16 protein-coding genes are annotated in these 22,659 nt (G+C 45.4%); 6 read left to right on the top strand and 10 right to left on the bottom strand.

Annotation, left to right across the window (positions count from 1 at the left end):
- Window positions 1–71: 71 nt before the first annotated feature.
- Window positions 72–506, top strand: a complete 435-nt coding sequence (locus AAC033_RS06085; RefSeq protein ID WP_339736454.1) for a hypothetical protein — start codon at window positions 72–74, stop codon at window positions 504–506.
- Window positions 507–584: 78 nt separating this feature from the next.
- Here the strand turns inward: AAC033_RS06085 and AAC033_RS06080 are convergent, their stop codons facing one another.
- The 10 genes from AAC033_RS06080 to AAC033_RS06035 form a co-directional block, all read right to left on the bottom strand.
- Entirely contained in the window at window positions 585–872 is a 288-nt protein-coding gene (locus tag AAC033_RS06080; protein WP_339736453.1) for a hypothetical protein, read from the bottom strand.
- Between the two features lie 33 nt (window positions 873–905).
- Entirely contained in the window at window positions 906–2,111 is a 1,206-nt protein-coding gene (locus tag AAC033_RS06075) for a PAS domain-containing protein (protein WP_339736452.1), read from the bottom strand.
- An 83-nt stretch (window positions 2,112–2,194) separates the two neighbouring features.
- Window positions 2,195–2,371 carry a Lacal_2735 family protein gene (locus AAC033_RS06070; protein WP_339736451.1) on the bottom strand — a complete coding sequence of 59 codons (177 nt, stop codon included), beginning with the start codon at window positions 2,369–2,371 and terminating at the stop codon, window positions 2,195–2,197.
- Between the two features lie 5 nt (window positions 2,372–2,376).
- On the bottom strand, window positions 2,377–2,856 hold the full coding sequence (locus tag AAC033_RS06065) for an SRPBCC family protein (RefSeq protein ID WP_339736450.1): 480 nt from the start codon (window positions 2,854–2,856) through the stop codon (window positions 2,377–2,379).
- A 117-nt stretch (window positions 2,857–2,973) separates the two neighbouring features.
- Window positions 2,974–4,242, bottom strand: coding sequence for a hypothetical protein (locus tag AAC033_RS06060; protein WP_339736449.1), 1,269 nt, complete (start codon window positions 4,240–4,242; stop codon window positions 2,974–2,976).
- A gap of 94 nt (window positions 4,243–4,336) precedes the next feature.
- Window positions 4,337–7,075, bottom strand: coding sequence for an alpha-amylase family glycosyl hydrolase (locus AAC033_RS06055; protein ID WP_339736448.1), 2,739 nt, complete (start codon window positions 7,073–7,075; stop codon window positions 4,337–4,339).
- 88 nt (window positions 7,076–7,163) lie between these two features.
- A complete protein-coding gene (locus tag AAC033_RS06050) occupies window positions 7,164–9,197 on the bottom strand; it encodes a SusF/SusE family outer membrane protein (protein ID WP_339736447.1) in 2,034 nt (677 codons plus the stop codon).
- Window positions 9,198–9,199: 2 nt separating this feature from the next.
- On the bottom strand, window positions 9,200–10,288 hold the full coding sequence (locus tag AAC033_RS06045) for a SusE domain-containing protein (protein WP_339736446.1): 1,089 nt from the start codon (window positions 10,286–10,288) through the stop codon (window positions 9,200–9,202).
- 19 nt (window positions 10,289–10,307) lie between these two features.
- Complete coding sequence (locus AAC033_RS06040) at window positions 10,308–11,867, bottom strand: RagB/SusD family nutrient uptake outer membrane protein (RefSeq protein ID WP_339736445.1); 1,560 nt, start codon at window positions 11,865–11,867, stop codon at window positions 10,308–10,310.
- Window positions 11,868–11,886: 19 nt separating this feature from the next.
- Window positions 11,887–14,856: a TonB-dependent receptor gene (locus AAC033_RS06035; protein WP_339736444.1), complete on the bottom strand. Its 2,970-nt coding sequence runs from the start codon at window positions 14,854–14,856 to the stop codon at window positions 11,887–11,889.
- A 331-nt stretch (window positions 14,857–15,187) separates the two neighbouring features.
- Between AAC033_RS06035 and AAC033_RS06030 the strand changes: the two genes are divergently transcribed.
- The 5 genes from AAC033_RS06030 to AAC033_RS06010 all read left to right on the top strand — a co-directional run bounded on the left by AAC033_RS06030 (window position 15,188) and on the right by AAC033_RS06010 (window position 22,658).
- Window positions 15,188–16,201 carry a LacI family DNA-binding transcriptional regulator gene (locus tag AAC033_RS06030; RefSeq protein WP_339736443.1) on the top strand — a complete coding sequence of 338 codons (1,014 nt, stop codon included), beginning with the start codon at window positions 15,188–15,190 and terminating at the stop codon, window positions 16,199–16,201.
- Between the two features lie 749 nt (window positions 16,202–16,950).
- Window positions 16,951–18,498 carry an MFS transporter gene (locus AAC033_RS06025; protein ID WP_339736442.1) on the top strand — a complete coding sequence of 516 codons (1,548 nt, stop codon included), beginning with the start codon at window positions 16,951–16,953 and terminating at the stop codon, window positions 18,496–18,498.
- Window positions 18,499–19,158, top strand: a complete 660-nt coding sequence (gene pgmB / locus AAC033_RS06020) for a beta-phosphoglucomutase (protein WP_339736441.1) — start codon at window positions 18,499–18,501, stop codon at window positions 19,156–19,158.
- Window positions 19,159–19,185: 27 nt separating this feature from the next.
- Window positions 19,186–21,504 (top strand): family 65 glycosyl hydrolase domain-containing protein, encoded by a 2,319-nt coding sequence (locus AAC033_RS06015; RefSeq protein WP_339736440.1) that lies wholly within the window; start codon window positions 19,186–19,188, stop codon window positions 21,502–21,504.
- A complete protein-coding gene (locus tag AAC033_RS06010; RefSeq protein ID WP_339736439.1) occupies window positions 21,501–22,658 on the top strand; it encodes a ChaN family lipoprotein in 1,158 nt (385 codons plus the stop codon). The genes AAC033_RS06015 and AAC033_RS06010 overlap by 4 nt, the downstream gene beginning before the upstream one ends.
- Window position 22,659 lies beyond the last annotated feature (1 nt).

Here is a 22,659-nt window from a genome sequence, read left to right as displayed (position 1 = left end):
TCTGGTTAAAATTATTTCTGACTGGAACGAAATGGGATTAGGTTGTATATTGAATAAAAAAATCAACTTCTATGAAAATCGCAAAAATCATATTCGCGTGTTGTGTCCTTTTTCCCTTAGCTTCGTGTCATTTGGATTTTTCAGTAGAGAAGGACTCGAAAGAAAAGAAGGATACCATTGATGGAGTAGAATATACTTTTCTAAGCAACTCCAGCAAGCGAGAAGTAAAACTCTTATGTTTTGAAGCCCGACAATTCGAGTTCCAAGTTTATTTTATCGGTCTCGATCAACCCATTCAGCAATCGTTGAGCTGGGGAGATTTTGAAGAAAAGTTGGATGAACCCGATTATGATTTCGTGTCGGTTGACAGCCTTTCATTTTTGGTGAGTGAGGCCAAAGACCAGATTGATTTAAACTATCACCTCAGGTTTATGGGGGAGCAGCAAACGCTTGCCAGTGTTACCTTTCAGATGAGTAAAACGGATGACTCCTGGGTGATTCACTAATTCTGCAACGGTAGATGAATGCAAAATGAAGTTGGTTACTTCTGAAAAATGCTCGCATCTTTATGGGCAATTAAAGTCTCAGGTATAATTTCGGATAAACCAGCTGAAGAGTAAGATGAAAAGGCCGATGAACACCATCAAATACAATCGGTCAGCCGTAAGTTGACGCGTTTTTTCACGCTTGATTTTTTCAAGAAAAGATTTTTTCCTGGATTCTGACACTTCTTTGAACCTCAGCGGAATAACTTTACCCTCATAAATTCCGGGATCACTCTTTTGAAACGGATTGCTTTTTTTTCGAAGTTCCCGGTTGGCTTTCATCCGGGCAATCATATCGGCAACATGACCAGCACTGCTAAGAAACATGGGCGTGAGTTTTGATAAACAATTTACGCCAAATTATTCACTCGACCAATCGAGCAAACGTTTTTCCCCGTTCAGGTTCTGAAGGTCCCCAATTTCCTGCGTTACTTCAATCACCCCTTGGTAGGCTCCCTGCTCATTGCGCATTGCAAAATACTGAATCAGAATTTTCTCAGACTTAAAATTAATCCAAAAGCTGGCTTGGTCTTTTTCTCCTTTTCGGAAAGCTGACACGATTTCTTCGACGATATGTACACTTTCAGGCGGATGGCAGTTGTGCACCTGGCGCCCTAAAATGGCCTTGGTGCGCGGAAAAATCCGCTTTTTTGGCGTTGAAAAAAAGCGCACGGTATCGTACTCATCGACATAAGTAATATCGACCGGAAGGTGATTAAAAATCCCGATAATTTGTTCGGCCCGGAGTTGGCCTGTTCCCAGGTTGACGGTGGTTCCATCTGTAAAAACAGGAGTGGAAACCGATTCCGGCTTTTCCGGCGAAACATAGGGAAAGCCAATTTCCTGGCTGTCGATCAGCATTTGGTGAATGGCTTCCTGCGGAATGGTTTCCAGAATATGTGGAAATAGAATGTGTTCTTCGCGAAAGCGGATGGCAAAAAGGTTAAAAAACAGATCGCCCAACAGCTTGTTTGTTTTTTTCAGGTCGAATTCCGGTTCGTTCAAAGCCGCGTCCAGGTCTTTCATTTGGCGGCGAATATCATCGTGGTATGACCACATCAACTGCACACAGTGAAAGTCGGTCCAGTGTGTTTCCAAGGCGGGAAAGAGTACATTTTCTTTGATTTGATAGTGTTGATCAAACAAACGGAGCCGGCCAAGTTTCACTTTCAACTGTTGGCGTGTTTCTTGGTCATCCGGATTTTGATTCATGTTTTTTACCGCTTTTTTCATGGATTTCAGCAGGTTTTCCATGGCCGTATTGTTTCGGATCAGCAAATCCAAAAAACTATCTTCCGCAGGTTTGATGGCTGGATAAGCCATCAAAGGTGCATGAAACAGGTGCAGAATTTTGTTGGTAGCGGTTTTCAGCTCCGGATAATTCTGGTTTTGATGCTCATTGACCAGCACATCAAAAAGGGTAATCACTTCGGATGGAATTACCTGGCTGATCAGTTTCTCATTTTCGCGCACCAGCTTTCCCTTGTCGGTAGTGACCATCATTTCGTGTGCAAAGCGGGCCAGCGCGTTTACCCGATTCTGTTTCTTATTGGTAAATTCAGACATGGTATTTCCTAATTTGGTGGCCAAAATAAGAAAAATCTGCGAAGCGCGCCTTCTGGTATGTAACAACTGAGGATTGGAGCAATTTATTTTTCGCTGTTTTGCATCGAGTTAATTTGCCTGAGAATATCTTCTGCTTCAACGTAGCGCTTTTCGGCTTCGCGGCGGTTAATTTTTGAAAGCTCGTGGTAGGCTTTCATCAGCTGGCTATATTTTGCCTGAAGTTTTTCAACTTCTGATTTACGTTTGAAAAATCGAAACATGGTGCTTACGAATTAAATTGTTTGTCGAGCCAATGGTACCGGTAATTGAAAATTGATTGAAGTTGCCTGCGCACAAAAACACGATGCGCAACCTGTCCGAGCCAGCCCAAAGGCAGTTTGTAACTCACCCTATCGGTGATTAGAACGCCGGATGCCGTTTCCGAGAAATGATGCTCGTGATGCCACATGGTGTAGGGGCCGAATCGTTGCTCGTCAACAAAGAATTGTTTCTCCTGAACTTGGGTAATTTCAGTCACCCAATGGGTTGTAAATCCTTTAAAGGGAGAGACCCGATAAGTGATAATTTGACCGGCATACATCGGCTTCGGGTCATCCGAGGTAATCTGAAACTGCATATGCTGAGGAGTAATCCGCCCCAAATTGGCCGGGTTGGAAAAAAACTCCCAAGCTTCGTCGAGCGAAACCGGAAGCTTTTGTTCTACATGTAAAGTATAAATTCCAGCATGTTTTTTAATGGTCATCATGGCGTTGAGGCAATGTGGATAGGCATTGCTTCAACTGAAACAACAATAAGGCGACTTTGTTTAGAGATTGCGATTTATCATTAAACAAGGTTGTAGTTGCTTTTTTTCCTGTTTTCTTCAGTTGTCTTGGTTACGGGTATTTTCCCAACGCGCAAAATTCAGCGACGAGAAAAAGCCCATCAACATGCCATCAAATATTCGTACGGCTTGCAGGCGAGTGAGTGCATAGTTTATTTTTTGCTTTTCAGCTTCAATATTTTCCTGTCGATTTTCCAAAAAGCGATGGAAATCAGTCTGGCTTTGTTCGAGGTTGTTGATACGTTCTTCTTTTGGATCGAAGGCTAAGAACGAACGGATACTGGTGTTTTCCCAGTTGAAATCCTTGGCATAGTCCTGAAGCAGAGATTCGGCCTGGTTTGGCAGCTCATCTTCCCAGTTGGTAAAGGGTCTGATCAGTTCCAAAAGATCCCGGCGCTTGACTTTTTCTGCTGATTCTTCAAGCTGATCGAGCCTGGTGTGTTGGTCATTAACCAATTGTTCCAGTTCATCCCAGGCGGTTGCCAGGGTTCTGAAATCGCCCACATCACTGACAGCCTGGTCGCTGGGCAGTCCAATGAAAAAAATATCGGAATGTTTGGTTGGTTCGTTAGCCACAATGTATTCCACTCGGTCTTCCAGCTGCCCCACGATGGTTCGCAGGTTGTGAATTTCAGGCTGGATTGAGGTAAATTCAAAGTTATTGAGCAGGCTTTCAATTTTGTTGTACGAATCCTGGATGGCATGCAGCTTTTCCTCCACAACTTGGTCCCGGTTTCCGGCAGCTTTTACATTGGGCGTGGCAAACCATTCGTTGGTGTTGCCCTGAATATGCAAATAGATGGTGGCTTCAGCTACGTCAGTTTCTGTCGTGGTCGTGGTTCCGTTATCGTACTTCCAATAGGTTGAGACTTTTACCTTGATGTAGGTTTTCTCCACTTTGTCAACCGGGATAAATACCTCGGTTTGATGTTTGTTGATCAACTCACTGTTAACCGAGAGCTTGATCTTGGTATCCGACTCCAGATCAATTTTTTCATCCAGCATTTCCCATTTGTGTACGACACCGTTTTTCTCGTAAATCAACTTGTTATACCCCCGGGAAATGATTTTGGCGTCGGCGCCCAAATCAGCATAGGTATCCGGAAAGTGAACGAAATCGGCACGACCACCTTTCGCTTGGGTAACCAAGTTGAATTGTTGCCCTTTGTTTACGTCGATTTCAGACCCATCCGGAACATATCTTCCCTCAATGAACAATTCCACAAAAGGTTTTCTCAGCGGTTCTGCGCTAAAAACCGATCCGAATGAAACAAGCAGAATGAATGATAAAACAGCAATTTTCTTCATAACATTTCAAACTTGAGGTATGCTTAGGACTTAAAATTAGTGAATTCGGAATGGCGTGCAAATATTTTAAAGCATCTGCCTTTCGTGTTCCTGCTTAGCGTTTGACAATTTTAACTGTTTTACTGAAAGATTGGTTGTTAAGTTTCAAAATGTAAGTGCCGGTCATTAAGTTTGTTAAGTCGATTGTCGCTGATTTTCCCGGGGCTGGAACTTGTTTGATAAGGCTTCCGTGGATTGAGTATAAATAAGCCTGATCGATGGTGTTGGATGATTCAATCCGAATAAAATCGCTGGCCGGATTGGGATAAACACGGATTTCATCGGTTCGTTCAATGATCGTATTTTCGGTTACAATGTGGGGTTGCTCAAACTGGCGGGTCGAAAATAAATGGTATTCGCCGGGAGCCAGTGTGAATTGTACGTTGGCGGAAGTGATATCGCGCGTGGTTTCTGCAAAATAATTGTACCACGTGCCTGTCTTTGGAAAGGTAACCGTGATTGAGTTTTGCGTGACTCCGAAATTCCCGACGGCAACCACATAGTTTTCCCCACTTTTGAGCTGGTAAGTTTTGGTTTCACCGGTTAACGAATAGGAAAAATCGGTACTCTGAAATTCTTCATAGGTTTGTTTCAGGTAGTTCAGTTTGGCAATTACCTGGAACAGATCTGTCCGGTTTTCATCCTCGGTGTATTCCCATTTAATTGGTTTTTCACCTAAACGTCCGTCGTAATCAATTGAATAGTCGTAGGCCAGTTCTCCAAATTGCCAGATCATTTTTGGGCCGGGAAGTGGAATAAAAAATACGTTGCCGAGTTCCAATCGGTCGGTGGCTGTTGAAAATGTTTTGGTATTATAAGTGCCTGCTGAGTTTCCGTATTGAAGCAGTTTATAAGTCAGGCGCTCTTCGTCGTGGCTTTCCATGTAAGTGACCAAATTAGCCTCGTTCCAGTTACGCTGTTTGTAAACGCCCCAGCTCAAATCGGAGTTGGTGTTTTCAACATATCCCATGGCTGCTTCGCCATAGTTGTGGTTGATGTTTCCCCAAAGCATAATGCCATAGTCGGCCAGTTCTTTTTCTTCGGAATTATCAGCGAGGTGTTCAAAAATGATGATCGCATCGTCGTTTCGTTCCCAAATCTCATCGGCCATGCGTTTCAGGTTGCTAATGCGACTGGCATCGTAGGCGCTGCCCCAGTCGGATGGGCCGTAAGTGGTGTTTGAAAAGCCTTTGGTAAAATCGAAACGGAATCCGTCAATTTGATATTCGCTCATCCAGTAGCTGTTGACACTGTCCACCAATTCGCGGGTGTACTCACTGTCGTGGTTAAAATCGTATCCCCACTGCGCATCGGGATTCTGGAAATTGCTGGTTTCATTGTACCACGGATTGTTGGCTGCCGGGCGGCTCAGCTGATCGTTCCAGTACAGGCGGGCAAGCGGACTTAAGCTGTAGCTGTGGTTCAAGACCATGTCAATGACTACTGCAATCCCACGTTTGTGACACTCATCCACCAGCTTTTTCAGGTTATTTTTGGTGCCGTAGTATTTGTCGGGGGCGAAGTAAAACGAAGGATTGTAACCCCAGCTTGAGTTTCCTTCAAACTCGTTTACCGGCATCAGTTCCAGTACGTTGATGTTAAGGTCTTCGAGATAGTCAAGCCGATCGATGACGTTTTGGTAGCTGTGGTCGGTGTCAAAATCGCGGATCAGCAATTCGTAAATCACCATCTCGTTTTTGTCGGGTGCCTGAAAGTCGGTGATCTCCCATTGGTATTGTTCCTGTCCGGTTTGAAGGACCGACGCGATTCCAGTTGTCTTGTCAGTCGGGTAGGGTGGCAGATTTGGGTAAACAACGCTTTCAATGTATTGATCGTTCCATGGGTCAGCGATTTGGTCAGTGTAGGGGTCTGCAATTCTGAGTTTTCCATCAACGAAATATTGAAAAAGATAAGGTTGCCCGCTGGTCAATCCATGAATGTCAATCCAGAAGTAATCGCCATCTTTTTTCATTTGGTAGGTTTCGCTGATCTGCCAATCGTTAAAATCACCGATCAGATACACAAATTCTTTTTCGGGTGCCCACAAAACCATGCCGGCTGATGTGTCGCCGGGGTAGTTAATTCCTTTCCGGTAAGTGGCGGGTCTTGGTTCGAGGGTAGGATCTTCCTTGACATACACGGCGATGGAGTCGTATACCGTTTCTTCACCGACAGTCAAGTGCGCGATTAACCATTGGTTGCCTGATGCGATGAATTGATGGGTCGTTGAGATCTCGCTTCCGGTAGTCTGAGCCAGTTGGGTATCATCGGCATAAAGCGACAAGCTGCCTTCGGCAGAAGAACTGGCAGAAATGACGATGTCTTCATTCTTTGTCAGAATAACCTGTTCGGTTGGACTGGTGAGCGAAACATTCAAGCCTGCTTCATAAACATCCACAAACAGGTCGCTGGTTTGCTGGGAGCCATCGGCTGAGCGAAAAACAAAAGCCAACTGAACGACTTTCTCAGAAGAAGGAACTTCGTAGAACGTGTTGATATCAGGTGAGATGACTAGCTCATAAATGCCCTCTCCTTTATTGGTGAGCGTGGGTTGGGTGGTATTGTTTCCCCAGGAACCAATCACATGTTGCCATTCTGTGTTTCCTTCAATTTTCACCCCGGTATGAGCATACAAATCGCCAGTAAATTGGCCGAGCCTGCTTTCTTTGGAGGAATCAAAGGTGATGGTCACCTTTTGGGAAGCTACCGGGAAAACCGGCTCAGTAATGATCTGCGCCCGAGCTTGAAAAAGTAAGAAAAACGATATTGACAGGAGGAAAATCCGGATTCCCATAGCACTTATTTTAAAAATTTGTACTGACGTTGAAATAAAAGGTTGCCCGGAACTTCCGGGCAACCTTAAGAAAAGAGATTTTTACAGCTTAGTTTTTTGTAAATGTTAAGGTCCGTTCAGCCAGGCTAAACCGGATGGTGTAGTTTCCGTCACCATCGGGGGTTGACAGGTTTGGGTCGCCACCTTCGAAATTGAGCATTTCGTATTTGAATTTGAACCCACTATCCCAATTGCCAGCCTCAGCAAAAATTTTGAAAGCATCGCCAGCCAACAAATCTGTGGTCAGGATCCATTCCTTGTTGGTATCATCCCAAGTCATTTCAATACCTGCATTGATATCCCATCCGTTGGGAGAACCAACCAAATACATCTTTCTGGTTGCCATGAGTTCTTTGGTGTAGATCATATTATAGGTGTCGATGGTCAACTTGTAATATCCTTCACCCGGAGTTGAAATGTTTGGGTCTCCACCTTCAAGAGATAATTCGCCAGGTTTGCCTGTTGCATCAAACTCTTTGTAGCCGGAGTTCCAGTTTCCGCTTTCATAGAAGAACTTATAGCCTCCGGAAGCATTCATGTCAACATAAGTAACCCATTTCCCTTCGCCTGCATAAACCATATTGAATCCATTGTCGATAGACCAGCCCGCAGGAGTCGCATCTCCGACAAGGACCATTTCGGCATCCAAAACCGAGTATTTATAGGACTCGGCGTCCGTGTCGTACCAAACAGCCATTCGGTATAACTTATATTCCGAAGAAGTGTTCGTGCTTGGAATGTCTTTGTTTTCTCCTCCCAGCAGACCTCCTTTAGGATCTTCGGAATCGTTAATCCTGCCCATTCCATTGTCCCAACTGCCTTTTACCGGGAAGAATTTAAAGTATCCGTTTTTTAATGGAACATATCCCATGTAGGCATTGTGCCCCGGACGCCATTTCAGCTCAATCGCATTGTCGATGGTCCAACCAGCTTCCGTGGCGTCTCCCACCAGGTATATTGCGGCCTCTTCGATTTTGTAGGTGCCTTGATTCAGGTCAAGTGTTACGAAGTATGTTTTGTCTCCGCCGTCAAAGGTGATGTTGCCGTTTTTTCCTTTTGGACCGATGATGCCTTCGTAACCATCGCCTCCAAGGTTACCCCAATCCAGGTCGCCCCAGCTTGGCTGGCCGACAAATTTAAGCATGGCACCATCTTTAATCATCGTTTCAAGTGTGTACACGCCTTCGGATTTTTTGATCATCGCCGGCGAGTTGTCGGGTGCCCAGTTGGCTACGGTGTCGGCATAGTCGCCCACCAAGTATACCTCGGTTGGATCGAATGTATAGGTGGTGGATCCGTGCACAAACGGAGAAATGGTCAGTTCGCTATTGGTAAAGTCGGCTTTTACTTCGTACCAACCGGTTTCGCCGGTAAATTTGAAGTTGCCGTCGTCATCGCCTGCTGCTTCGATATTGGATGAAACGGTGGCAAATTTTCCATAATTGTAATTAAAGCCATCATCAGCCTGTTTGTCAGAAAAGCGGAATGATCCGTCAGCGGTCAACTTCAGGTATTTATAGAATACATCGCCGTCTTTGTATGAGGCCAGCGCATCGGCACTGCTAAACCCAACCGGAGTGGCTGTTCCCATCATGTAGAGCGCTTCTGGTACAGGAACATCCAGGTACGGGGCCACTTTCATTGAGAAGGCGGAAGTGTATAAATTGGCCAGATCTTCGTTGGCAAAAGCCCTGATGCGCAGTTCAATTTCCACCTCTTCGGCAGGACTGTATCGCTGCATAAGCAGGGCGTTTAACCCACCAATGGTTACATCCATTTGAGTGGCTGCCGTCCGGTCAAATTCAAGGGGATCAGCAAATTCATTTCCTTTTGTATCAACCTGAAGGAAATATCGAACACCAATCTTGTCAGCATAAGTCGCTGCCGACCAGCTTAATGAGACCAACGTTTCGCTTTCAAGTCGTTTAAATAAAACTGTGTCAATATCCGTTGGAGGCTGGCTTGCCCATGCGGGTGCAGTTCCTTCAACAATCGAGGTGACCGGCGGAGTCATGAAGTCGTCCTCACAAGACCATGCAAAAACCGCCAGAATAAGAATTAGAAAAGAGCTTATATTTTTCATTTCTATTGAATTTTACCAGTTTGATTAATAAAGTCCAGCTCGATGGTTCTTTCTCCTCCATCAATATTGACCCGGTCCTGGTCCCCGCCATCTGCCCGGTATTCAATTTTGCCATCCAGGATTATGAACTCGGCATGCCACCAGTCAGAAGCGGAAATGTATGGGTGCGTTACATGAAGTCTCAGTTCGCCACCTAAAAGGCTTTTGGTCAAAACCAACGTTTTATTTTCTGTATCTTGTTGAAACCTGTTCTCGTCGGTTACTGAACTCACCGGCCAGGCATCCACATTGGGGCCGGTAATGTATACGTTGGCGGGTTCAATCAGTAACTTATTCGTTGCCAGGTTGACACCAACGGTATAATAGCCGGCTGTTCCGGGTACAGGGATATCTTCACCTCGGTTAGTAGCGTCTCCCAAAGTGTATTCGCCATTAACCGGATCTCCGACCTTTCCAATTACGCCTTTGTAGTCTACATCAGAACACAGCTTAAAGGTTCCGGTAGCTTCCATCCAGACAATAATCCACGAATCATCGGGCTCGCTATGCACTTTATTTAGTTTGAGCTTATTGTTTTGGGCAATGCGTCCCACGCCATCACCAAACAGGTAGAAGGTGTTGGGAGCAAAAAGGATGTCCAGGTAAGGAGTTGTCGTAAAATTGACTACAGAAGAGTACAGGGTGTCGACGCCAGAAAGCGAGTAGGTCATAATTCTGGCGGACAACGCCGCTTCCTGGTCAACAGGCAATTCCAACTCCTCGGTTAGGAATTCATTAAAAGCACCCACGGTGAATGAGAACGAATTGTCAGACGCGTTCACATCAAAAGTGGCCGGATTGGTAAAATCGGCAGTGGTGGCAAACTGAAGTTTGTGTGTTTTTACAATGTCCACTCCGTACGAAGCAGGCGTGTATGAAACTTCGATCGTTTCGGCTTTTTTGTCCTTTGATATGGCCAAGCTTGTGCCAAAGCCTAGAATATTCGTCGCAGGGGCATATTCCGAGTCGTTCAATTTGGTCATATCATCGTCTTCGCAGGAAACGATCGTCACTGCGAGGAGCATCATGAATATATATCTTAGTTTTTTCATTGCGTTCAAATTAGTTTGATTAATAACCTGACGTTGGCGTTAAATTCGGGTTGGCGCTCAAATCTGAATTGGGGATTGGGAATACATCAAATTTCGAATTAACGGCCATACCGTCTTTCACGGCGCCTTTCCATGGCCAGATGTAATCTCCGCCGGATAGTTTTCCAAAGCGTCGCAGATCGGTTCTCCGGTGGCATTCCCAGTAAAGTTCGCGTCCGCGTTCATCCAGAATAAAATCCAGATCGAGGTCTGCTTCAGCAATATTTCCGGAATCATCGCCATAGGCCCGTTCTCTGATATCATTGATATAACCAACGGCTGTGGCCATATCACCACCACTTCCTCCGCGAACAACTGCTTCTGCATACATCAGCAGGGCGTCGGCGTAACGGAACAGCGGGAAGTCGGTGTCCGGGTGTGAAAGGTTGCTGCCAACCACGCCGTCGGAAGTGATATTTTTGAATTTCCGGGAGGCATAGCCGTGTCTGAAATTGAAGATATCGTCAATTTCCTCGTTTTGTCCTTCGGTCCAAATAATGGCGCGACGATCTGTTTCGCCTGAAAGGTCGCTAAAGAGGTTCGTGAATGCTTTGGTCATCCGGTTACCACCCCATCCGCCATCAACGCCCGATTGAGAAGCTGGCATGTCGCCGCCAATGGTGGAGTGAATAAGGAAGGTCATACCACCCCAGGTTTGCGTATGTTCGCCATCGCTGGCCAATGAGAAGATAATCTCGTTGGTCCGCAAATGATTGTCTGCCAGGAACAGGTTTTCATATTCGCCTTCCAGGCTATATCCGGCATTAATAATCTTGTTGGTGTAAGTGATACACTCGGTGTATTTGGCTGTTCCGGTGTAGGTTTCGGCATTCAGATAAAGTTTGGATAAAATCATCCAGGCCACTGCTTTGTCGGCCCGTCCATATTCATTGGTCCGCGGAGCAGCCAAATCATCTTCAATCGCGGTCAGCTCACTTTCGATATAATCGAAAAGTTGCTGTGAGTTGGCTTGCTCGGGGAAGAAGAATGAGCCCACCGGGTCCTCATCGGTCACAAATGGACCGGTGCCAAACATATCCAGCAAGTGCCAGTAAGCCAACCCTCTTAGCAAGCGGGCTTCCGTGTTGTATGCTTTGAACTCGTCTTGCCCGTTGGTGAGAGAGATGAGGTTATTGCAGTACGCGATTTCCAGCGTTATCCGGTAGTACATGGCTGTTATAAACTCATTTGATGCCGTCCAGTCCATGTCATGAAGGTCGCGTAAGTTCCCATCGTTCCAGGCACAAATGGCTTCGTCTGTGGTTAATTCCTGATGGTTCCACAATTGGCGGAGGTAGGACGAAAAGCCACCATCGATACTGCTGATATCCGGGTTTCCATCAACGCCGGTTTGCCCGCCAACAACAAAAGCGCCATAGCATTTGGCCAACATTCCTTTGTAGGATTCATCATCTGTCAACTTGTCGGCCGTTAAAAGGTCTTCATCCAGCGGAAGCGTATCCAAATCGTTTACACAGGATATGGTGCTTGCCAATAATAGGATGAGTACCCAGATTGTATAGTTAAATTTTGTCTTCATAATTATGCTCTTTTAAAGATTAAAAACCTACGCTCAGTCCAAATTGATAAATTCTCGGACGAGGATACACATCGTTGTCAATTCCATTGTCAACTTCCGGATCCAATCCGTCATACTTGGTAATGACAAACACATTTTGCACGGAGGTATATAATCTGAGATTCAAATCTGTGCCTGTTGTCCTTTTCAATAAATCCTTGAAATTGTACCCCAGCGTTACATTATCCAACCGGAAGAAAGAAGCATCTTCAAGGAAATAGTCGGAATATTGCTGAGCGGTTTCAAATTTCGAATTGTTAATCTCGGTAGGCAGGTTGGTCAGGTATTCGTTTACTGTCAATTCCTGGTAGCGTGCACCAACAATCACGTTGTTATAAATCTGTCCGCCGATAGCAGCCCGCGCGTTAAATCCAAAATCAAAGTTTTTATAGTTGACCATCGATGAGAATCCCATAAATACGTCAGGAACAGGAGAATCTGCATAGTATTTATCATCAATGGTAATCTGTCCATCTCCATTCTGATCGACATACAAGCCTTCAATCGGTTTTCCATTGGTGTCATACACCTGCTCATACACGTAGAAGGTGTTTAGCGGATGTCCAACGGCATGGATCTGGATATTGTTTCCGACGCCAACACCGCTGATTCCACCGGTTTCAACACCTCTGTATGAGGCATCGTCGTAGTTGGTGAGTCGGGTAACCTTATTTTGGTTGTGAGTCAGGTTGAAGCTCAGCTCCCAACTAAAGTCCTGCCTGCTGATTGGGATGGCGTTGACTGAGAATTCAATCCCGTTATTTTCCAAATCTCCAACGTTGGTTAGCAAGCGGTCGGTAAAGTTCGTTCCGGCTGGCACCGGAATGGTATTTAACAGGTCTTTTGTATCCCGTCTGTATAGGTCAATTGCTCCGGTTAGGCGATTGTCGAAGAATCCGAAATCCAGACCGATGTTGTAGGTTGTTGTTTTTTCCCATTCCAAACTTTTGTCATATCCATTCGGACGAATGAGCGTGTAGAATTGGTTTCCGAGCTGGTATTGGGTTCTGGAATCGCTTAATTGGTAAATTCCCAGATAAGGATAGTCTCCACTGTTTAATTCCTGCTGCCCGGTAATCCCGTAGCCAAGTCTCAATTTAAGATTACTAACTGCAGAAACTAGATCCATAAATGGTTCTTCAATAATTCGCCATCCCAATGCGGTTGACGGATATAGTCCCCAGCGGTTATCTTCATGAAAGCGCGAAGATCCATCATTTCTCAAAGTGGCTGTAACCAGGTATTTGTCTTTGTATGAATAGTTTGCTCTTCCGAAAAAGGACACCAAAACATTTTCTGTTTCGTCTTTCGAGTTTTCAATCACCGTATTAAAACGATCCACTTCATAGGCTGAAGCGTTTGACCAAAACCGTTGCCACTCGTAACCGGCCATCGCGTCAATTCGACTGTCAATTCCGGGTAGTTCTTTTTGATAGTTCACGTAGAAATCAAACAGTTTGTTTTCCCGCTCCTGCGTGTAATTCCGGGCTACTCCTGATGATGCAGTTCTTACCCAAGATGCTTCAGGATCGGTATTGACAGTTCCTTCACTGTCCGATTTATCCATACCAACTTTTACCGTAGCTGTAATCTCCGGGAAAAAGTGCAGTCTATAGCTCACTTGAGCATCAGCAATGTATCGTTCAACTTCCGACTCGTCTCTTCTTTGTTGAAGCTGAGCAACCGGGTTGCGAGTTCCGTTTACGTTACGGGAGCCATCGCTTGTTAACCAGGTGGTGTAACCACCATAGATCCCCGTGTTGTTAAAGACCGGTTTCGTTGGATCAAATCGAAGTGCATTACCAATAGCGCCTCGCTCGGCAAACCGATTGTCAATGGTCATGTATTTGATTCCGGCATTTAGCTTGAGATGATTGTCAAAAAAGCTCGGGGTTACTTTAAACGTTCCGGTTTTTCGTTCCATGGAAGAGGTTCGTAAGATCCCGTATTGATCCGTGTAGCCAACCGATGCGCGAATTGGAATAGTGGCAAGCACGCCCGAAGCACTCAGGTTATGGTCGTGGCTGACCGTATTCTGTAAAATTTCTTTTTGCCAATCGGTGCTGGCATTACCCATTAAATTGGGATTGACAGAAGAATGTGTTGCGGCCCTTTCATTGACCAAGGTACGGAACTCATCAGCCGATAATACATCGATGTAATCGACGATTTCATTGACCATGACTTTTGAATCCAACTGTACGCGTAAATCCTGGTTGGCTTTACCTTCTTTTGTAGTAATCAGAATTACCCCGTTTGAAGCCCGTGAACCATAGATGGCGGTCGAGGAGGCATCTTTTAGAACGGTAAAGGACTCAATATCGTTTGGGTTGATGGTAGTCAGTACGTTGCTCATCCCGTCGATTGTTCGATTATCAATCGGCATTCCATCCACAACAATCAACGGATCATTACTCGCTGACATGGACGAACCTCCACGAATACGGATTTTGGCAGCTGAACCAGGGGCTCCGCCTTCGGTTTGAATTCTCACACCAGAAACTTTTCCCATAATAAGGTCCTGTGGCGAACTGGTAGATCCCTGGTTGAATTCGGAAGATGTTACCGACGAAACAGCACCGGTGGCATCATCCTTCCTGATTTGCCCGTAACCAATCACAACCACCTCGTCCAGTTGTTCTGTATCAAGGCGTAAGGCGACATTCAGTGTTGAAGCGTCGCCAACAACATGTTCTGCAGTTTCGTATCCAATGTACGAAAACTGAAGGGTTGCCCCTTTTTCGACATTCAGGTTATAGTTTCCTTCAAAATTACTGATCGTCCCGGTGGTTGTTCCTTTCACAACAATAGTAACACCAGGTAATCCTTCGCCGGTTTCCTGATCGGTGACCTTACCGGACAGACTGACAAGCTGGGCAAAAGAAATCTGTGAAATGATCAATCCCAGGATCATCAGTAAGATTTTTAAGTTTTTGCGAATAATCTTCATAATCGTTAATAATTAGTTTTTTTAATTCAATTAGAGCGTCATGTTCTTTTTTCAGTTTTCAACTTTTTTTAATGTTTGATTAACTCTTTTTTACTTCATTTTTTGTATTCCGAGCCGCAATGTTAATTTTTTTAACATTTACCTGAGTTGTTCTTTAGCAGACTTTTTTCTGCAAACGTTTGCGGTGACGTTTGCGGCGGTTATGTTCTATAACAGGTTGTTACTGGTGGGGTAGTTTGAAACTTATGTGCCAATCGTGATTTTTTGAAGGAAGAAGAAGAAATAAAATACTTATTTTTAAAGCGGGATAAACCAAACGCCAATTCCAGCTATGAGTAGCACTCAGGTAACAATCAAAGATATTGCCCGCATTTTGGGCGTTTCCGCTTCTACAGTCTCTCGGGCATTGAAAAATCATCCGGACATTAGTGAGGCAACCAAGCTGGCGGTGAATGAGTTGGCTGAGAAGCTAAAATACGAGCCTAATGCCATTGCCCTGAGTTTGAAGCACAGCCGAAGCAATACCATTGGGGTCATTATTCCTGAGATTGTCCATTACTTCTTTTCTTCTGTCATTAGCGGCATTGAAGACGTGGCCTATGATGCTGGCTTCACCGTCATTATTTGCCAGTCGAATGAGAAGTACGACCGCGAGGTGGCCAATGTCAAAGCCTTGCTGTCTCACCGGGTGGATGGCGTTTTGGTGTCTGTGTCGAAAGAGACAATCAAATTGGATCATTTGTATGCCATCCAGGAGCGCGGCGTTCCAATAGTTTTTTTCGATCGGATTCTCTCTGAAATTCATACCGATCACGTGATTATTGACGATCGGAAGGCTTCGTACGATGCTACCAGACATTTGATCGACAGCGGACGCAAGCGCATCGCTCATTTTGCCGGACCTCAAAATCTGCTGCTCGGTCGCGAGCGCAAAGAAGGTTACCTGCAAGCCCTAAGAGAGGCTAACTTGCCTGTTGTACCTGAATTGATTATTGAAGCCGACAGTTTTGAAAAAGCGATTCTTGCCACTAATCGCTTGCTGGATATGGACACTGTGCCCGATGGCCTGTTCGCAGTGAACGACCTGACTGCCATTGGAGCCATGCAAACCCTTCAACGAAGAGGAATGAGAATTCCAAAGGACATTGCTGTCGTTGGTTTTAGCGACGGGCGGTTTTCTGGAATCACTGAACCCAACCTCACTTCGGTTGATCAACATGGCTATGAAATGGGCACGGTGGCAGCTGAAATGCTGCTGAGGCGCCTGTTGCATCCAACGGAAGACGAACCTGCCCAAAGCCGCGTTTTAAATGCCAATTTGATTATCAGGGGATCCTCAATGTAAGCTTTACGATTCAAGCCGGGGAATGAATAGTTCCATGCGCTCGCCAGCTATTGGTTGGACAAGCCGAAACGTTCTAAAGGATTACTGATCACTTCTGCGTGTTCTTACGTCTTGCGTTTTTCCCTGGGATTTTGCACCCTTTCTTTGGAGTTTTACATGTTTTCTCCGGACGTTTGCAGCTTTTTTGCTTATTGCCTTTTTTCGAGGGTTTAAGCCGGATTTTCTCTGAGGGTTGGCTGTTTTTCGAGTTTTTTTGTGTTTTTGCACTGCTTTTTGGCTTTGAACAAGCCCGGAGTGCTTTAGCGGCGTTTTCTTCTGCCTATCGCCTGTCTTTCTGCTGCGGCTTTCGATACCAAATGACTGGTTTTGGTCTAATAAGTTGGTCAAATGCCCCGGTGATCAGAAAATGATTTCAAAAATTCGAATTTTTTTTTCTGTCCCTGCAAACGTTTGCAATGCGGGTATCAATCGCTTTTTAGCTTTCATTTTTGGCAGGCATGCATCTAAAACAGGCCGAAAGACTTGATTAATTCAGAAATCCATGTTTATATTTGTAGCAGTTATTCCGAAAATAACCAACTCTATTTTACTTCCTTACTGGTGACCGGCAACGGCTCACCCCCTTTTTTATAGCAAGTCATGTTAATGAATGAAGATGATGCTGCCTGTTTGTTGATGAAAAACCGGGTTTAACAGTCATCGTTCTTTCGGATCGACTTTTAAAATTTATTGAACCAATTCTTTCAATTATGAAGCGAAAACCTGTGCTTAGTTTTTGGCAAGTGTGGAATATGAGTTTTGGCTTTCTGGGCATCCAGTTTGGTTTTGCTTTGCAAAATGCCAATGTCTCCCGAATTTTTCAGAGTCTTGGCGGTGATGTGGACCGGCTGGCCGTGTATTGGCTGGCTGCTCCGGTAACCGGACTGATCGTTCAGCCGATTATTGGTTACTACAGTGACAAGACTTGGGGAAAGCTGGGACGCCGCCGGCCGTATTTTCTGATTGGGGCCATCCTGGCTTCGCTGGCTTTGTTTATCATGCCCAACTCGCCCATGCTTTGGGTGGCTGTTGGTACGCTTTGGATCATGGATGCCTCAATCAACATTTCGATGGAGCCTTTTCGTGCGTTTGTGGGCGACATGCTACCAAGTGAACAACGAACCCAGGGGTTTGCCATGCAAAGCTTTTTTATTGGAACCGGTGCTGTTGTGGCTTCGCTGTTACCCTACGCCTTAACCAACTGGTTTGGGGTGAGCAACATCGCTGTTGGCGACCAGTTGATTCCTCTTTCAGTGAAACTGTCGTTTTACATTGGCGGACTGGTTTTCTTCCTGGCGGTGCTTTGGACCGTGATGCGGACCAAGGAGTATTCACCGGAGGAAATGAAGTCGTTTGAAAAGCAAAAGATTTCGGCCAATCCGTCCATTAAGATCGAACTAAAGTCTCCTTTCGAATTAATGGGCGCTTTTATGCGAAATGGCGTTATCTTTTTAGTCATTGGGCTGGTGATGAGTTTCCTCTTCTTGCATTTCGAACTCGAAAAGGAGCTTTACATTTTAAGCGGAGGTTTGGCAATTTTTGGACTGATTCAATTGTTGACCGCCTACTTCACCAAAATCAATAAAACGGATAACGGACTGGTTGGTATTATCACCGACATGCTGAACATGCCCAAAACCATGGGGCAACTGGCCATTGTGCAGTTCTTCTCGTGGTTCGCATTGTTTGCCATGTGGATTTATACTACCGCAGCGGTTACCGGACATGTGTATGGCTCGTCCGACACCACATCGGCCCTGTACAACGATGGCGCTGACTGGGTGGGTGTTCTGTTTGGGGTTTACAATGGTTTTGCTGCGCTGATGGCCTTCCTGTTGCCGGTGCTTGCCAAATACACCAGCCGTAAAATGACACACGCCATCGCCTTGGTTTTGGGAGGAGTCGGACTGGCTTCATTCTATGTGGTTAACGATCCGAACTTGCTTATCCTTTCCATGCTTGGCGTAGGTCTGGCCTGGGCCAGCATTTTGTCCATGCCTTATGCGATACTCACCGGGTCATTGCCCGCCGAGAAGATGGGAACCTATATGGGGATCTTCAACTTTTTCATCGTCATTCCGCAGATTCTGGCTGCCAGTATTTTGGGTTTTTTCATGAAACACCTGTTTGGTGGCGAAGCCATTATGGCCCTGCTCGTCGGAGGCGGTTCCATGATTCTTGCCGCAGTTTCCGTCATGTTTGTCGATGATGTGGATAGTCCGGATAAACTAAAAAAACAACCTGCAACGAATTCATAGATGATGAAAATAAAAGCATGTCTTTTTGATTTGGATGGGGTGATTGTAGACACGGCGAAATACCATTTCCTGGCTTGGAAAACGCTGGCGGACGAACTGGGCATTTCCTTCACCGAAGAAAACAACGAATTGCTAAAAGGGGTTAGCCGCATGCAGTCGCTCGAGATTATTCTGAATCTTGGAAAAAGGACACTAACAGACCAGGAGAAGCTTCGGTTCGCCGATAAAAAGAACCAAGTGTACCTCGATTATATATACAGGATGCAGGCCGACGAACTACTTCCGGGCGCTAAAGAATTTATTGAAGAAATTAAGCAAAACGGAATGTCGGTGGCTTTGGGATCGGCCAGCAAAAATGCGCCATTGATTCTGCAGCAACTCAAGATTGAAGATCTGTTTGATGCAGTTGTGGATGGGAACGAAGTGACGGAAGCCAAACCGGATCCCGAAGTCTTTTTGAAAGGAGCAAAAGCCTTGAAGGTAGACCCCCGGAACTGTGTGGTTTTCGAAGATGCCATGGCAGGCGTCGAGGCGGCCAGGAATGCCGGCATGTTTTGTATCGGAATCGGTGATCCTACTACGCTATCGCAGGCCGATCATGTGATTCCGGGCTTTGAGGGTTTCGGGCTCCGTAGCTTGACAAACCTTTTTGAAGAGTAAAATGAATAGAAATTAAAAGCTTAACCAGTGAAAGATTACATCATACATAGCGAGTGGAAAGTTATTGAAGAGGGGTTTAATCCTACCAATAACCGCGTTTCCGAGAGCATTTTCAGCATTGGTAACGGGCACACCGGTCAGCGGGCGAATTTCGAAGAGAAATACAGCGGCGATAGCTTGCAGGGGAACTACCTGGCTGGGGTTTACTATCCTGACAAAACCCGTGTGGGGTGGTGGAAAAACGGGTATCCCGAATACTTCGCCAAGATATTAAATGCAGCCAACTGGATTGGAATTCATATGGAAATTGAAGGAGAAGAACTCGATTTGGCGACTGCTGCCGTCCGGGATTTCCGAAGGGAACTGGATATGCGTACCGCATTGCTTACCCGTTCGTTTGTGGCAACGATGGCGTCGGGCAAGCAGGTGGAGGTAGTTGCCAAACGTTTTCTTAGCATGAAGCAGCAGGAGTTGGGCGCGATTCAATACCAATTACGAAGCTTGAATTTTTCGGCGGCGGTTCAGGTCACTTCTTTCATGGACGGCGATGTGATGAACGAAGACTCGAACTACGACGAAAAGTTTTGGGATGAGGTGGAGAAGGAAGCTCAAGGGCAGGAAGCGTTCCTGTGCATGAGAACCAAAAAGACGGGGTTTTACGCCTGTAACGGACAACACACGCGCTTGCGGGTCGATGGGAAAGCCTTGGATGCCAATCCAGAAGTCCTTCAGAAAGAAAAACAGGTGGCTACCGTCTTTAAACTTCATTTGAAAGAAGGGGAGGAGCTGCTTGTGGAAAAATTCGCGTCCATGACCTCATCGCTACATTACAAAAAAGACGTGATGATGGCACATAGCAAGCAAGCGGTTCAGCACGCACAGCAAAAAGGTTTCGACCAGTTGTTTGCCGAGCACTGCCAGGTGTGGGAGAAAAAGTGGGAAACTGCTGATGTCGAAATCAAGGGCGATGTTGCTGCACAGCAAGGCATTCGTTTCAATATTTTCCAGTTGATGCAAACTTACACGGGCGATGACGAACGGCTGAATATTGGTCCGAAAGGCTTTACTGGTGAGAAATATGGAGGCGTTACCTATTGGGACACCGAAGCGTATTGTCTGCCTTTCTTCCTTGGGACAGCACCTGAAAAAGTAGCCAAAAACCTGTTGATGTACCGATACAAGCACCTGGACAAAGCGATTGAGAATGCCGAGAAATTGGGTTTTTACCACGGCGCGGCCTTGTATCCCATGGTAACCATCAATGGAGAAGAATGCCACAACGAGTGGGAGATTACCTTTGAGGAAATTCATCGCAATGGTGCCATTGCCTATGCCATTTACCATTACATCAACTATACCGGCGACCGGCAATATCTGGCACCCTACGGTTTTGAGGTTCTGCTGGGGATTTCGCGATTTTGGGCACAGCGGGTTAACTGGTCCGAAGCCAAACAAGCCTATGTGATGCTTGGCGTAACCGGTCCCAATGAGTATGAGAACAACGTCAACAATAACTTCCATACCAATAAAATGGCGGTGTGGACCTTAAGTTACACACTGGAAGTGATTGAATACATCAAGCGCGACCATCCTTATTTATTTGAGGAGATGATTCAGAAATGGAAATTTAACGAGTTGCAGGAAACGGCCGTCTGGCGCGAGATCATCGACAAAATGTATTTCCCGTACGACGAGCAATCCGGGCTTTACCTCCAGCAGGACGGTTTTTTGGATAAGGAAATCCTTCCCGTGCAGCAGATGAATCAGGAGGAACGGCCGATCAATCAAAACTGGTCGTGGGACCGGATTCTGCGTTCGTGCTATATCAAACAAGCTGATACTTTGCAGAGTTTCTATTGGTTTCAGGATGAATTTGACCGGGAAACCCTTACCCGGCACTTCGACTTTTACGAGTCGCTTACGGTCCACGAGTCATCGCTTTCACCTTGTGTTCATGGTATTTTGGCTGCCCGCATTGGTCGCCCGGAGAAGTCCTATGAATTGTACCTGCGCACGGCCCGCCTCGATTTGGATGATTACAACAACGATACCGAAGATGGCCTTCACATTACGAGCATGGCCGGAACCTGGATGGCTTTCGTGGAATCGTTTGGCGGTATGCGGGTCAAGAACGGGCAATTGCTGCTCGATCCCTTCATTCCGGAATCGTGGGAATCGTATTCGTTTAAGCTAAACTACCGTGGCTCACATTTGGAAATACAAATGAGTGATGAGCTGAAGATTACCAATCACAATCCCGGTTCTGTTTCGGTAACGATTTGGGGTAAAGAATATGAATTAGTTGAAAATCAAGAAGTGGTATTGAATAAAGGAATCAAGATATGAAGGGAAATATTATGGATCGAAAACTACTTGTGCTAATAATTTTCACAATTAGTTTTTTAAATCTGTATTCTCAGAATCAAAACTACAATGAAGTAGTTGATTATCTAAAGGAGAATGGAAGATCTCCGGATGAGTATCTCATTGGAAAGTTCAAGCAATATGACGTCATCTTACTTGCGGAGGATCATGCGATCAGAGATAACCTGCTCTTTGTGAAAGAAATGATTCCAAAGCTGTATCAAAACGGAGTTTTTACGATAGGCATGGAGTTCGGGGCCAGGGAACAGCAGCATCAGCTCGATTCGCTGTTATCAGCTGACGAGTATGATTTTCAAATGGCCCGTGATATCATGTTTGCATACAACGTGGGTTGGGCATATCAGGAGTATATGGATTTATATCATGCTGCTTGGAAATTAAATCGTTCGCTACCAGGAGAAGCGCAAAAATTTCGAATCCTGAATTTGAGTTACCAATATGATTGGAGTCATTTCCAAGGAGTAAGAACACCGGAAAATATGAATCAGGTATTTCATAAAGGAACACCGGACATGTACCGAGCAAAAGTTGTTGAAAAGGAGATTATTCAGGAAGAGGAAAAGATTCTTATTTTGACAGGTACATACCATGCCTTTTCAAAATATCAGATGCCTGTTTATTCTGAATACAGTGATTATTTCTGTGATTTCAATAACCGGATGCTGGGTAACCGACTATATAAAAAGTATCAGGGAAAAGTGACTAGTATTGCCCTTCACCAGCCTTTCCCAGGAAAACCAAACGATAAAGAGGGTCGGCAAAGTCCAGCTAACGGCGCAGTTGAAAACATCATGGGTGAGTTGGATCATCAACCAATGGGCTTCGATTTAGATTCGGTGGTCGGCGATTTACCGGACAATAGTTATTATTCAATGGGCTATCCTAGTTTTAAGGTGGGTCAACTATTTGATGGATACATCTTTCTAAAACCCTTCAGCCAATTGCAGGGATGCGAGGTGGATTCCCAGTTTTTTTTAGGCAGAGATTGGGAGCAAATTCATTCGCAAATTCCAGATCCTGATTGGCGGGGTGATCTGAAAAGCCTCAGTGAATTTAGACGTCAGATTGAAAGTTATGTTGATCTATCAAAACGCTATGTAGAACTAATAAAATGAA

This window comes from uncultured Sunxiuqinia sp. (genome assembly GCF_963974515.1).
In the GTDB taxonomy this organism is placed as follows: Bacteria; Bacteroidota; Bacteroidia; order Bacteroidales; family Prolixibacteraceae; genus Sunxiuqinia.
The sequence above is the reverse complement of the archived record's forward strand: the minus strand, read 5'-3'. Positions and strand labels throughout refer to the sequence as shown.

Bases quoted from the DNA above. Each gene is read 5' to 3' on its own strand.
- AAC033_RS06085 (WP_339736454.1), top strand. From the start codon at position 72: ATGAAAATCGCAAAAATCATATTCGCGTGTTGTGTCCTTTTTCCCTTA.
- AAC033_RS06030 (WP_339736443.1), top strand. From the start codon at position 15,188: ATGAGTAGCACTCAGGTAACAATCAAAGATATTGCCCGCATTTTGGGC.
- AAC033_RS06010 (WP_339736439.1), top strand. From the start codon at position 21,501: ATGAAGGGAAATATTATGGATCGAAAACTACTTGTGCTAATAATTTTC.
- AAC033_RS06075 (WP_339736452.1), bottom strand. From the start codon at position 2,111: ATGTCTGAATTTACCAATAAGAAACAGAATCGGGTAAACGCGCTGGCC.
- AAC033_RS06050 (WP_339736447.1), bottom strand. From the start codon at position 9,197: ATGAAAAATATAAGCTCTTTTCTAATTCTTATTCTGGCGGTTTTTGCA.
- AAC033_RS06060 (WP_339736449.1), bottom strand. From the start codon at position 4,242: ATGAAGAAAATTGCTGTTTTATCATTCATTCTGCTTGTTTCATTCGGA.
- AAC033_RS06040 (WP_339736445.1), bottom strand. From the start codon at position 11,867: ATGAAGACAAAATTTAACTATACAATCTGGGTACTCATCCTATTATTG.
- AAC033_RS06065 (WP_339736450.1), bottom strand. From the start codon at position 2,856: ATGATGACCATTAAAAAACATGCTGGAATTTATACTTTACATGTAGAA.
- AAC033_RS06025 (WP_339736442.1), top strand. From the start codon at position 16,951: ATGAAGCGAAAACCTGTGCTTAGTTTTTGGCAAGTGTGGAATATGAGT.
- AAC033_RS06035 (WP_339736444.1), bottom strand. From the start codon at position 14,856: ATGAAGATTATTCGCAAAAACTTAAAAATCTTACTGATGATCCTGGGA.
- AAC033_RS06080 (WP_339736453.1), bottom strand. From the start codon at position 872: ATGTTTCTTAGCAGTGCTGGTCATGTTGCCGATATGATTGCCCGGATG.
- AAC033_RS06055 (WP_339736448.1), bottom strand. From the start codon at position 7,075: ATGGGAATCCGGATTTTCCTCCTGTCAATATCGTTTTTCTTACTTTTT.
- AAC033_RS06045 (WP_339736446.1), bottom strand. From the start codon at position 10,288: ATGAAAAAACTAAGATATATATTCATGATGCTCCTCGCAGTGACGATC.
- AAC033_RS06070 (WP_339736451.1), bottom strand. From the start codon at position 2,371: ATGTTTCGATTTTTCAAACGTAAATCAGAAGTTGAAAAACTTCAGGCA.
- pgmB (WP_339736441.1), top strand. From the start codon at position 18,499: ATGATGAAAATAAAAGCATGTCTTTTTGATTTGGATGGGGTGATTGTA.